The following is a 12,126-nucleotide window of genomic DNA, read 5'->3' as shown; positions in this document are numbered from 1 at the left end:
AATCTAGGGCTTTTTTGTTTTTAAACGAGGATTTTCTTATGGAATTCTCCAGGCGTCACTTCGCTCTATAAAAAAAGTAAACTCGGAGATTTTACGGAATTCTCATTGAAGAATGAAAACGAATCTATTTTTTAATAATAAGAATTCAGTAAAAAACTGAAAAGAACCTATCTAAAAAACAAAAAAACTTAATATTTTGAATTCGAGTTTTTGGATCGAATAAGATTTCTTTGAAAATGTGGGAACTTGCACATAAACAAAATCTGTAATAAAAATAATGCGACTTAATTTGTGGGAACTATCACGGAGTAAAATTTAAAAAATAAAGAGGAACACTTACTTTTAGAAAGTTATTCCTTTCTTTATGTCGAATTACGTTCAATAGTCTTAGAGTAAAACAATAAAAAGCGAGATTGACGAAACTCGAAAATTTCTTATTCTAGCTTACAATGCCGACTGTGACACTGAATCGTATTCTATTTGTATCTATTTTTTTCGGCTTTTCGCTCGTAGCAAATCCGATAACAAATGCGGATCATACAAACTTAGAAAGAAGATTTTATTCTCATTCTCTTCGTATAAAAATTGAATCTGCAAAGGTATCCATTTCTCGGGAAAAAATTCAAAATCTGATTCATCATTATAAAGGTTTTATCTTAAAAAGTACAAATTCGAATTTAAAATTTAAAATACCATTTGCCAGCCAAGATCATTTTTTGATCGAACTTAGAAATAAAGAACTCGTAGAAAAAGTGGATGAAACGATCAACGATGTTACCGATCCACTTGAAGAATATACGAAAAGGCTAGAGATTGATCATGAATTTCTTTTAAAATACAAAAAGTTATTTGAAGAAGATAAACTTCCCAAAAGGGAGAGAAGACACTTGCTGATAAAACAACACAAGGTTTCTTTGGACATACAAAGATTAGAAAAAAAGAAAAAGGATTTAATTTTAAGAACTAAGTTTTCCGATTTTACAGTTTCTTTTGTTCCGATCAAACAGGAGGAACATTAGTAAAATTGAATGCTCTGAACAAGGTTCAACTTTTAAATTTGGCTGATTTGTGTTAATTTACTGATTGTTTTCCTGTGAATGTTTTTGAGCCAGTTCGTGGAAGTGCTGTTAGGTTTAGGTTTTTCACGTAATAATCGTTACCGTTTCGACTATCAAATTGAGAAGCAAGTCTCGACCCTTCTTTACCGCACCAGGAATTCAGATCGGTTATGGTATAATTTCCACTTTCTTTGTATTCCGGAAACATTTTTGACATTCTGATTTTTATCGATTTTAGATTTGATAGTAGAAGACGTTCCATTAAAAATTTAGCAGCTTTATAAAACTGAAAACGAGGGCGCTCTCAAAGCGGATGTGAAATGTTTCTCTAATAGTTTAATTACTTTGGCAATTTCTCCGGTGATTTCTAAAAATAAGAGATGATCCGAAATTGTTCCCAGTAAGGCTGTCGAATTTGAAATCAGTTTATATCCTATCTTATGAAGTCGAGCTGCTTCTTCCGTTTGGTTGAGACGAAGCAGGGGCAAAAGTAAAGTACCATGTACCTTGCCTGTGTCGGAAGTCAACGGGATTGCTTCTAAAAATGAAGTTTCAAATAACTTCTTTCCGAAATCAAGAAATGTATTTCGTTCTTGTGTTTTGCTTTTATACACGCGGTTCCAGGGAGCAGGTTCTGGATTTAAAAGCTCGGTGGATTCTCCTTCTAAAAATCGAAGCGGTACAGGTAGCAGACCGCCGAATTTTTTTACAAGATCGCATAACGTTTCTCGTTCGAAGTATTCTTCAAAACCCGGCTTACAAAGAAGATAGACCTGTGTCCCGAAGGGTAAATCGCTTCCGAGGGTTTTGACTGAGTAGGTTCCGTCTTGTTTCCCGCGCCATTCGAAAGCGGGTTGTGTTTTGTTTTTGTAGGAACGAGTTACGAGCACGACTTCATCGCTGACGATAAAACACGCGAGTAAGCCGACTCCGAATTGACCGATAAATCCTTTCGGAGATTGGAATTCTCCACCTTTTGAACTTTGTCCTATGGTCGCCAAAAACTCATGGATTTCCGATTCCACTAATCTGACTCCGTTATCCGTAAAGATAAGAGTTGGAAATCGCCAGGAACGATTTCAAGATGGCTCTCTCCTTCGTTTTCCGGTTCGAGATAGACGCGGGCTTGGATCGCATCTACTCCGTTTTGTAAAAGTTCGCGGACGAATACTTGAGGTCCGCTGTAAAGATGTTCCGAAAGTAGATTGATGATCCACGTAAGTTGAATTAAACTTTTGCTAATATGAAACCTTTGTAGAACGACAAATTTAAATTTGCTGTCTTATTTAATAATCCTTTGGGATATAAGTTAGAATTAGATTAATATCTTTTCGACATTTGAATTAAACAAAACATTGGTTTTAGTTTATTTATAATATTCAAAAAAATGAATTTATCTACTCAGAGTCAGGGGCAAAAGCTGTTGGGCCATTATCGAAGCAGGATGTTTTAGTCGGAACTATAAAATACACAATCGTTTACACTTCAATCATATAAATTCTGCATAAAAAAGTTTGGGACCTGGCCCTCAGCTATGGTCAATCAATTGCATGCAGAAAACGTTATACGGCATATCGTTTTTAGTTCCAATATAGAAGTGAGACGTTGAGTTTGAGAGAGCGTTCTGCTAAGTTACCTCGCATCGATCCTTTTCGCGTTAATTCACGTTAAATTATACAATACAACAGCTTTTGCGCGAACTGCCACATTGAATTGAAGATTCAAAAATGATTCATCCTAAGGTTTAAGACAGACGATGGCTCAAAACGAAAATTTTAAATGTTCTAATTTTTTGGTCGGTAGTCCGGCCCTTTATGTCTTATTTTTTGCAGGACTATAACTTCGTTACTTTCGAGAACCAAATTTTTCTACGTTCCAATTCGTTTTTTCGAAAATTATTTTCTATTCTTTTTAGGAATTTTTCTTCGTTTCTCGAAAAATCGTTTCCACGATTTCCGATTTATTCCCCAAACTTTTGGCCTTTTTAGCATATCGGTTGGCGGATGTTTTATCTCCTAATTTCCAAAAAATTTCTCCTAGGTTTGCCGGATAAATAGATTCTTGAGGAGATAAACGTTCTGCTTCTTGAAACGACGGAATTGCTTCTTCCCATTTTCCAATTTCGTCTAATGCGCAACCAATCAAATTGTGAAGCTTGTTTCTTCCCGATTTGTCTCCTGTGGATGCTAAGAATAAATTCTTTTCGGCTCTTTTTATACCTTCTTCCGCCGAGCTGGTTTTTAACTAAAAAAGTTTTGCATCCAAAAAAAGCGCTTCTCCATCCTTTTCATATTCCGAGAATATAGCACTTAACAATTCTTCTACTTTAGAATATTCTTTTTTATTTAAATATTCCCAACCTTGGGCGATACGATCTACTACCTTTTTGTGTAAAATTTTATGAATTTCCAATTCGGGAAATTCTCCTGAAGGACAAATTCTTCGATCTGAGCCAGAAGTTTGGAAATTGAATCCATAGTATTTGGATTTTGTTTGAGTTTGGTAGCAAGAGGTTCATTGACTACATTGATAGCCCAAATTCTTGCGGTTATAGCACACCAATCGTATTCACTTTAGAAATTTCTAAAATAGATTAGAAATGCAGAAACAAGACTGGCTCCTCCTGCATACTCCGGTTGTCTTTTATCCTTTTCCAGAAGATTTATAAAAGTCTTAAGTCCAAAAATTCAACAGAGACCCACACACAAATTTCGGCAGCTTCTCATTCTCGATGAAACGAATCTTTAGGATAATAATTCAAAATTTGCAAGCATTTTTCTTTCCAAATACTTTCTTGGTTCGAATCTTTTTGTCCCAGGTGAAAATAAATTTTTGCTAATGCGAAATAGACCTCATCTAAGTCGGAAACATTGGGGATGTCGAAGGATTATAATTTCGTATCGGTCTAAAAACTCGGGAAGTTGTTTGTCGAGGAGTTTTTCCGCCATTTCTTCTAAGCGGTATGGTATAAAGTCGAAAGCATCTAGATAATCATCCGGACTTTCTAAAGTCAAATGAACAATCTTATTGTCTCCCTCGTAACTTTCCCACTGAGCTTCTATAAAAGGAACTAAGTCTGATTTCAGGTCTGATCGGAAATATATGTAGTTCGTCGCGGCTCGAATCCCAGGTCCCATAGTGTTGCAAACGAGGAAGCCATACGAGTAGTTCGCGACTTTCACCATAGTCCTCCGAGTTCAGTATGAGACCGACAGAATTTGTATAATATTGACCTTCTTCTTCTGTCTTAAACGGGGCGATTTTTATGGAGCTGAATTGGATTTCTCAAATGGAAGCCAGATCGAACCAGTCTTGAGAATCAGTTTCGATTCGTTTCACCGCAGTCAGGTCTTGAACTAGATCTTGTGGAAGATTGAGTATATTATAATTTTCTTTCATGTTTATGGTGTGCTTCCGATAAAATCGTTTTTTTGGTTTATCGAAAGAATTGAATTACAAGGATTCTATGTCGATTTTGGATCGGAATCTTATATTTTGTTTTATGATCCCCGCAATAGCGATTGAAACGGAAGAGCGTTGTCCAATCCGAAAAATGCGGAAAGAAGTTTCGCGTTTCGACTTCGGCTTACTTCGGGTATTTCCGAGGAAAGAGTTTGTTGCCGCACCGAGATGCAAGCGCCGCAAAGAATCAGAACGGTTAAAAGGAACGTTTTTCGTTTTTTCATGAGAACTTCGTTTTTTCGCCATTGGTTCTAAACTGAAACTGAGTCGATCCGCGCTCTCGAATTTTCAATCGTAAATTTTTCCGCGATCGGTTCGAACTTTTGGACGAAGGTTTTAGAACTTATAAGAAGAATAAAATACGATCCGAATTTATTCCGTTCGGGTTATAAAAAAAAATTCCCAAAAGGAGAATCGTCTTTCCGATCGTTTTGTGTTCAAACCAGGCGACTTCATTATAAAGAAGGATAATAAATTGGTCTTAAAATTATAACTTTAAAAAGCATCACTTACCGGACTTTTCGTTTTTGATTGCATTCTATTTTTCAATTTTCTAATTTGCAGAGCATGTTATCAAAGAACGCTCGGAAAAATATAACGTTAGGATCGATCGGAGTATTTTTCTTCCTTTGTTTCGGATGCAAACAGGATCCGATCGAATACAATCATAGAATGTTGTTGGTGATAGACGGGATTTTTGAGGACGCTAAGTCGATCGATTCTTCCTTGGAAAAAAAAAGATTACGCGGAAGCGGAGAATAAAACTCGGATTTGGGAAAAGAAAATCTTGAGTGCGAAAATAAACATACACAAAATCGGAAATTTTAGAGGGGATTCTTCTTTTAGGGATTCGAACGAATATGTCCTGGCTATTTTTTCGGATCACGTGATTATATATTATAAAAGATTAATGTTATTGTTGAGATCGGAAAAGGCGGAGGAGTCCCAGAAAATCCGCGATACTTACTATAAGATTCATCTAAGAATGGACGAGGCGGATAAAATTCTTAAGGCCGCTTCCGAAAAATTTCAAATGGAATTCGATCGTTCGCCTTGATAAAATCGGAATTAATCCGAACGTAAAACTTTAAAATCGAGATTAACGAAACATTCTTGATTTTGTAAACTGCGATCGGTTGTTCAACAAAAAATAGGAAACTTTCCGAATGAATCTATTTACGAAAACGATGTCCGAACATTTGGAAAAGGCAAAAGAAAATCCTTTATCTCGGTCTTATACGGAACGTCTCGAACGGATTGATTGGAACGAAAGTGTCGAATACGGTGACGAAAAGTCTTCGGGTGTTTTAGTTTATACGCCTGTAACCACCAAAAGCGGATTTAGCATTTCCGAATCTACTAGTATCACGGTTGGTATAGATCAAGATTACAACGAAGTCAATTTCAATATCGAAGAGTTGAGTGAGATTTTGAACGAAGCTGGTTCTGCTTTTTTGGATAAAAATTGGGATGTATATTACCTTGTTTCGGACGTTGCAGTAAAGTCTGTTCACATACTATGTAGGAATTGCCGCAGAAAAGACAAAACACTTTGAAGAATTTGAAACATTAAAGAAAAGGAATGGGTTCAAGGTGGTCGTTCAATTTAAAAATCCGTGGATATCCACCGATTTGGTTACCATTTTGTTTCATAATTTTTGGGCAAGTGACATAGGAAAGGACGAAAGACTTGTATGGATATCGGATTAAAAATTGATTCACTCCGAATCAATATATTTGATACCGGGAAAAAGGATTTTTTTAGCGAGAATTTTATTCGAAAAGTAGGTTCCGATCATTCACAAATATTGATTGGAACCTTGGAGACATCGTTAAAGCAATTGTCCTATAGCTTCTTTAAAAGGTATCCACGTGCGGATCCTTACAGGATTAACTTTTTATAGCCGTGTCCTTTAGGATCGTTTCCACGATCGGCGATTTGTCTCCCATATTCTTTGCCTTTTTCGCGTAACGGACCGCCAATGTTTTGTTTTCCAGTTTCCAATGGATTTCCGCGAGGTTTGCGGAATAGATCGAATCTTTCGGAGACAATTCTTCCGCCTTTTTGAAAGGTTCGATCGCTTCCTTTAGTTTACCCATTTCGTCTAACGCGCATCCGATCAGATTGTGAAGTCTGCTTCTTCCAACGAGATCGCCTTTCGCGGCTAAGAGGAGATTCTTTTCGGCTCGTTTCATTCCTTCTTCGGGAGAATCGGACCTCAGCCAAAAGAATCTCGCTTCCAAGAAAAGCGCTTCCGCGTCGTGTTCGTAATCCGCAAATATGGAGCCGAGCAATTCTTCGACTTTTGAATATTTTTTTTTCCTTAAGTATTCCCAGCCTTGAGCGATCCGATCGGCCACTTTTTTGTGTCGTGAGATATGAACGTCTTGATCGGAGAATTCTCCGGACGCCACGGAAAGAACGATCTCGTCGATCTGAGAGATCAGTTCCGTGACGGCTTCCATCGCTTTGGCGTTTTGTTTGAGTTTGACGTTGAGAGAGTCGCCTGAAGTGAGCGCCCGTCGTTTTGCTACTTCCGAGGAACGAAGAACTCCGATCGTATTCTCTTTTACTTTAGAAAGTTCTAAAATGGATTTTCGCCAATCCGGGTGATGGATCAAAAGCGCCGAAACCAAATCCGCGCCGCCCGCGTATTCCGGTTGTCTTTTATCCTTTTCGAGTAGATTCTTAAAAACTTCCAATCCGAATTCCGGGGAGGCCCAAACATACATTTCCGCGGCGGCTCTTTCATGATGAAATCTGCCTTCCGGATAATAACTCAAAATTTGCAGGAATTTTTCTTTCCAGTTTTTTTCTCCTTCGGAATCGTTTTGGCCCAGACGAAAATAGCTTTCTGCTAATGCGAAATACGCGTCGTCTAAAGCGTAAATATCGGGATGACGAAGAATTGCGGTTTCGTATTTTTTAAGAAATTCGGTTAACCTTTTGTCCGGAATATTCTTTACCGTTTCTTTTAGGTTGTAAGGTATAAAGTCGAAGGCTTCTGCATAAGTGTTTGCGCTTTCCAGGGTTTCATGCTTGACCTTGTTATTCCCTTTGTAACTTCCCCATTGCGCTTCTATAAAAGGAACCAAATTCGATTTCATGCTCGTCCAAGTTTGATTCGGGAATGTATGAAGTTCGTCGTGACTGGAATCCCAGGTTCCATAAAGTCCCAAACGTGGAAGCCATACGAGTATCTCCGGACAGTCATCGTAAGCCTCGGAATTTTTGATAAGACCGACCGAGTTCGTGTAATACTGACCGTCTTCTTTTGTCGTAAACGGTCCGATTTTGACGGAGCGCCATTGGACTTCTTCGATCGACGCGATATCGAACCAACCTTGGGACTTGGTTTTGATTCTTCGTCCCGTTTGCAGATCCTCGACAAGATCCCGAGGAAGATTTAGAATATTATGATTTTCTTTCATGGACATTCTCCGAATCCAAAAATCCGTTTTGATAACCTAAAACGTTATACACGCTTTCGATTCTTTTTACGAAAACGAAACCAAGCCCATGCAAGAACGAGCGCTCAGAAAATCTTATAGAAGTCCGGTCTTTCTAGCAATTGCGTAGAAGTTCAAACCGTAACCAACACCTAAAAAATTTTTTGGAGGGAATAGATCGTCCGTTTCCGGATTCCAAACGTCTTTGACCAAGGCTTCGATTGAAAAATCTTTACCAATGGGAAGTCCTAAAATTCTGTCGGGGAGTTGTGGAAATTCTGTCATAAGTCTTTAGCCTCTTTTTGTTTTTTCTACTAGATCGTAAAATTTTTGAAATAGATACCTTGAATCGTTTGGACCAGGAGCGCTTTCTGGATGATACTGAACGGTCAATAAAGGATAACCGGATTTTAAAATTCCTTCTACAGTATGATCGTTCAAGTTCAGAAAGGAAATCGGTTCATCCGATTTCTGGTCGTCTATTACCGCAAAACCGTGATTTTGCGAAGTAATTTCCACCTGACCAGTCTCAAGATTTTTGACTGGTTGGTTCCCACCTCTATGACCGAATTTCATTTTTTCCGTTTTTTTTCCTAAAGAAAGTCCGATGATTTGATGGCCCAGGCAGATTCCAAAAAGTGGGTATCCTTTTTCCATAATCTTTTGAGTAGCAGTGATTGCATAGTTTAGAGGAGCGGGATCCCCAGGACCGTTCGAAAGAAAAAATGCATCGGTTCCTTCTTTCATAATTTCTTCTGCGGACGTTTGAGCCGGATAAACCGTTACAGCAAAACCGCTCGCGTCTAAAAGACGTAGTATGTTTGTTTTTACACCATAGTCATATACTGCGAGTTTGAATTTTTTACCGGTATGAGTTCCAAAAATATATTTACTGGAAGTAGTTACTACCTTCGCCAGATCTGCATTTATGATTCCGGGAAATGATTTTACCTTTTCTAAAAAAGAAGGAGAATATTCTGGAGCCACAAAAATTCCACCATTGGGTGAACCATTTGTACGGATATATCGGGTCAATTTACGAGTATCAATTCCCTGGATGGCTGGAATTTTATATTCTTTTAGAAACTGAGATAAAGTTTTTTCGGATTTAAAGTTAGAAGGCAGATCCACGTATTCTTTAACGATCAGACCGCTCGCTTGAATTTTAGAAGATTCCATATTATCGGGATGGATTCCGTAGTTTCCGATCATAGGATAAGTCAGTGTAATGATCTGATTACAATAAGAAGGGTCCGTTAGAATCTCTTGATAACCCGCCATAGAAGTGTTAAAAACAATTTCTCCAACGGATTCAGTTTCGTAGCCGAAGGATTCACCTTCGAAGGTTGTTCCATTATCAAGAACTAAGAACGCTTTCATCAATTACAAACTCGATGAGGTATTGAGTACAGTCAACACAGGTTTTTCTTGGGTTCCTACAAATCGGTTGAAAAATACCTACGATTTTTGCGAATGGAGAGGAAAAACCTGATCCTGTTGCTTTAGTTCAGGAAGCGCTTTGTTGAGTTCTTAGGTGGGATTTTCACTGGAATCACTTTTGCATTGGTTATATTGAACTCACGTTTTTTAAGAACCTGAACTTGGTAAACGTTTCCGAGATTATAGGATCGGTGGCAAAAAAATTTTAAGTTTATGCCAAATTCTTTCTCACAAGAAAAAAATAGAATCTTAGGATAAGTTTATGTACCAGCTAACTCTGCCGGACAAATCAGTAAAGGAAGTCGCGTCCGGTTTCACATACCGCGACTTTATCGAAAAAGAATTACCCTTTTTAAAAAACAAAGCTCTTGCAGTGCGATTGAATGGTGAAGAAATTTTAGATTTGTCCAGGGCTGTGGAAAAAAGCTCAAACGTAGAAGTATTGACCTATTCTGAAAAAGTAGGTTGGGAAACGTTTCAACATTCCGCAGCGCATTTGCTTGGAATGGCGGTTCAGAATTTATATAAAAATGCAAATCTCACCGTAGGCCCTGTGATCGATAACGGTCCCGGATTTTTTTATTACGACATAGACTTTCAAGGAATAATTGTTACTCCGGAAGACTTTCCTAAAATCGAAGCGGAGATGGAGAAGATCGTAAAGGCGGATCATCCAGTTTGGAGAAAGGTGGTTTCTAAAAAAGAGGCAATCGAAACTTTTCAAAAATTAGGAGAAAAATATAAAATAGAAATCATAGGTGGAATACCAAGTGAGGAAGTTTCCATTTATGGAATGGGAGAATGGTTCGATCTTTGTCGCGGGCCTCACGTTCCTAATTCTGGAATATTAAAATCTTTTAAACTAACTGCAATTTCGGGTGCGTATTGGAAGGCGGACAAAAACAATTCGATGCTCACTCGAATCTACGGAGTTGCATTTCCGACAAAAAAAGAATTGGATCAGTATCTTTTTCAAATTGAGGAAGCTAAGAAAAGAGATCATAGAAAGATCGGAAAAGAAATGGATCTATTCTCTTTTCAAAAGGAAGGTCCAGGTTTTCCTTTTTGGCATCCAAAAGGAACGATTCTTTGGAATTCACTTGCGGAATATCTTCGATCCGAATGTAACAAAAGAGGGTATCAGGAAATCAAAACTCCTGCGGTACTTTCTTCCGAACTTTGGAAGAAGTCCGGTCATTGGGATAACTTCCACGAAAATATGTATTTTACGGACATAGACGAAGAGGATTATGCACTTAAGCCGATGAATTGTCCGGGTTGTTCTTTGATTTATAAACATCATCTACATTCTTATCGGGAACTTCCGCTTCGATTTGCTGAATTTGGAAGTGTACATCGACACGAATTACACGGTGTATTACACGGACTTTTTAGAGTGAGGGCGTTTACTCAAGATGATTCTCATATCTATGCTCCTTTGGATTATTTAGAGTCTGAGGTGATGGGCATCATAGACTTTACGTTTACAGTATATAAGAAATTTGGATTTTCCGAATTTAAAACTTTTATAGCAACCCGTCCAGAAAAATCACAAGGAAAAGACGAGGATTGGGAGTTTGCTACAAACACTTTAAAACAATCTTTGGAAAAAAAAGGAATTCCATACGGAATTAAAGAAGGGGAAGGGGCGTTCTACGGACCAAAAATAGAGTTCAATATTAAGGATTCAATTGGAAGGCTTTGGCAATGTGGAACGATTCAAGTAGATTTTTCTATGCCGGAACGATTTGATTTGGATTATACGGATAGTAACGGTCAGAAAAAAAGACCAGTGATGATTCATAGAGCGATTTACGGTTCCTTAGAAAGATTTATAGGAATTTTAATTGAGCACTACGAAGGAAAATTTCCTCTTTGGATTTCTCCAAATCAGATCCGAATTTTAACCGTAACCGAAAAAGTAACCGATTACGCTAAAGGCGTCTATCGAGAGTTAGTCGACTCTGGTTTTAGAGTGGAGTTGGATACTCGAAACGAAAAAATCGGAGCTAAAATCAGAGATTCTATATTAAAAAAAGCGAATTATCTTTTGATATTGGGAGAAAAAGAAATGGAATCAAACACACTCGCGGTGAGAATGCGAGGTCAAGAAGAGACCAAAACTTTAACCTGGACGGGGTTTATTTCTAATCTTCAAGATGAAATCAAAACGAGTTGAAATAACTTTGGGTTTTCTGACCAAAGGCAAAGTTTTGTTAGAATCGTTTTGAGAAATTTGTTTCTATCTAGGAACTCCTCCAAATTTTGTTCCCAATTTTCGAAAACAAATGATTTTTTCGATTAAAAACTTTCAGAATGTGAGGTGTGAGAGTTCCCACGTTCTGAAAAGTTGAACAGTGAAATCATTCAGTTTTGTGAGAGTTCCCGCATGTTGAAAGTTGAGTATTAAAAAAATGGAGCATCCCGATGCTAAAGCTTCATCAAATTTTGCATAAAAATAGCCATTTTGCGGCCATCATAAAATGAAAAAATTATTTTATAGAAATTCCTTTAAACTGACGCGGGTTCGGTCATAACTTATTTTTCTGAAAAAATTTGGGATCTGAATTTTACGATCGACTCCTAAAATGTGGGAATTACCCCAAATCATGATTTTACAAACAAATTCTAAAATTGTAGAAACTCATACTTTTAGAAAATTCTTTCTCATTTTCTTCCTCCGAACTTGTTGTCACTAAATTATAGTGGTCGTAAG

9 protein-coding genes and 2 pseudogenes are annotated in these 12,126 nt (G+C 37.7%); 5 read left to right on the top strand and 6 right to left on the bottom strand.

Annotated features, from left to right (window positions below; translation table 11 throughout):
• Positions 1-449: 449 nt before the first annotated feature.
• On the top strand, positions 450-1,019 hold the full coding sequence (locus LEP1GSC059_RS11590) for a DUF4349 domain-containing protein (protein WP_002177221.1): 570 nt from the start codon (positions 450-452) through the stop codon (positions 1,017-1,019).
• Positions 1,020-1,071: 52 nt separating this feature from the next.
• Here LEP1GSC059_RS11590 and LEP1GSC059_RS23415 read toward each other — a convergent pair whose 3' ends face one another.
• The 3 genes and pseudogenes from LEP1GSC059_RS23415 to LEP1GSC059_RS24220 form a co-directional block, all read right to left on the bottom strand.
• On the bottom strand, positions 1,072-1,266 hold the full coding sequence (locus tag LEP1GSC059_RS23415; protein WP_020980835.1) for a hypothetical protein: 195 nt from the start codon (positions 1,264-1,266) through the stop codon (positions 1,072-1,074).
• A 288-nt stretch (positions 1,267-1,554) separates the two neighbouring features.
• Positions 1,555-2,301, bottom strand: a pseudogene (locus tag LEP1GSC059_RS23060) (HSP90 family protein); the annotation flags it as partial.
• A gap of 668 nt (positions 2,302-2,969) precedes the next feature.
• Positions 2,970-4,457: pseudogene (locus LEP1GSC059_RS24220) on the bottom strand (tetratricopeptide repeat protein).
• A 630-nt stretch (positions 4,458-5,087) separates the two neighbouring features.
• Here LEP1GSC059_RS24220 and LEP1GSC059_RS23045 point away from each other — a divergent pair.
• The 3 genes from LEP1GSC059_RS23045 to LEP1GSC059_RS11555 all read left to right on the top strand — a co-directional run bounded on the left by LEP1GSC059_RS23045 (position 5,088) and on the right by LEP1GSC059_RS11555 (position 6,076).
• Positions 5,088-5,282: a hypothetical protein gene (locus tag LEP1GSC059_RS23045; RefSeq protein ID WP_155243435.1), complete on the top strand. Its 195-nt coding sequence runs from the start codon at positions 5,088-5,090 to the stop codon at positions 5,280-5,282.
• 25 nt (positions 5,283-5,307) lie between these two features.
• Positions 5,308-5,577 carry an LIC11966 family surface protein gene (locus LEP1GSC059_RS11560; RefSeq protein WP_020980863.1) on the top strand — a complete coding sequence of 90 codons (270 nt, stop codon included), beginning with the start codon at positions 5,308-5,310 and terminating at the stop codon, positions 5,575-5,577.
• 109 nt (positions 5,578-5,686) lie between these two features.
• A complete protein-coding gene (locus LEP1GSC059_RS11555; RefSeq protein ID WP_020980830.1) occupies positions 5,687-6,076 on the top strand; it encodes a hypothetical protein in 390 nt (129 codons plus the stop codon).
• Between the two features lie 334 nt (positions 6,077-6,410).
• Here LEP1GSC059_RS11555 and LEP1GSC059_RS11545 read toward each other — a convergent pair whose 3' ends face one another.
• The 3 genes from LEP1GSC059_RS11545 to carA all read right to left on the bottom strand — a co-directional run bounded on the left by LEP1GSC059_RS11545 (position 6,411) and on the right by carA (position 9,350).
• Entirely contained in the window at positions 6,411-7,952 is a 1,542-nt protein-coding gene (locus tag LEP1GSC059_RS11545; RefSeq protein WP_020980777.1) for a tetratricopeptide repeat protein, read from the bottom strand.
• 114 nt (positions 7,953-8,066) lie between these two features.
• Positions 8,067-8,255: a hypothetical protein gene (locus tag LEP1GSC059_RS11540; RefSeq protein WP_002177239.1), complete on the bottom strand. Its 189-nt coding sequence runs from the start codon at positions 8,253-8,255 to the stop codon at positions 8,067-8,069.
• 6 nt (positions 8,256-8,261) lie between these two features.
• On the bottom strand, positions 8,262-9,350 hold the full coding sequence (gene carA / locus LEP1GSC059_RS11535; protein ID WP_002177245.1) for a glutamine-hydrolyzing carbamoyl-phosphate synthase small subunit: 1,089 nt from the start codon (positions 9,348-9,350) through the stop codon (positions 8,262-8,264).
• A 322-nt stretch (positions 9,351-9,672) separates the two neighbouring features.
• On the opposite strand from carA, the gene thrS reads away from it, so the two are divergent.
• Entirely contained in the window at positions 9,673-11,589 is a 1,917-nt protein-coding gene (gene thrS, locus LEP1GSC059_RS11530) for a threonine--tRNA ligase (protein WP_002177161.1), read from the top strand.
• The last annotated feature ends 537 nt before the right edge of the window (positions 11,590-12,126 follow it).

It is taken from the genome of Leptospira noguchii serovar Panama str. CZ214 (genome assembly GCF_000306255.2).
In the GTDB taxonomy this organism is placed as follows: domain Bacteria; phylum Spirochaetota; class Leptospiria; order Leptospirales; family Leptospiraceae; genus Leptospira; species Leptospira noguchii.
The sequence above is the reverse complement of the archived record's forward strand: the minus strand, read 5'-3'. Positions and strand labels throughout refer to the sequence as shown.

Bases quoted from the DNA above. Each gene is read 5' to 3' on its own strand.
- LEP1GSC059_RS11590 (WP_002177221.1), top strand. From the start codon at position 450: ATGCCGACTGTGACACTGAATCGTATTCTATTTGTATCTATTTTTTTC.
- LEP1GSC059_RS23415 (WP_020980835.1), bottom strand. From the start codon at position 1,266: ATGTTTCCGGAATACAAAGAAAGTGGAAATTATACCATAACCGATCTG.
- LEP1GSC059_RS23045 (WP_155243435.1), top strand. From the start codon at position 5,088: ATGTTATCAAAGAACGCTCGGAAAAATATAACGTTAGGATCGATCGGA.
- LEP1GSC059_RS11555 (WP_020980830.1), top strand. From the start codon at position 5,687: ATGAATCTATTTACGAAAACGATGTCCGAACATTTGGAAAAGGCAAAA.
- LEP1GSC059_RS11545 (WP_020980777.1), bottom strand. From the start codon at position 7,952: ATGAAAGAAAATCATAATATTCTAAATCTTCCTCGGGATCTTGTCGAG.
- LEP1GSC059_RS11540 (WP_002177239.1), bottom strand. From the start codon at position 8,255: ATGACAGAATTTCCACAACTCCCCGACAGAATTTTAGGACTTCCCATT.
- carA (WP_002177245.1), bottom strand. From the start codon at position 9,350: ATGAAAGCGTTCTTAGTTCTTGATAATGGAACAACCTTCGAAGGTGAA.
- thrS (WP_002177161.1), top strand. From the start codon at position 9,673: ATGTACCAGCTAACTCTGCCGGACAAATCAGTAAAGGAAGTCGCGTCC.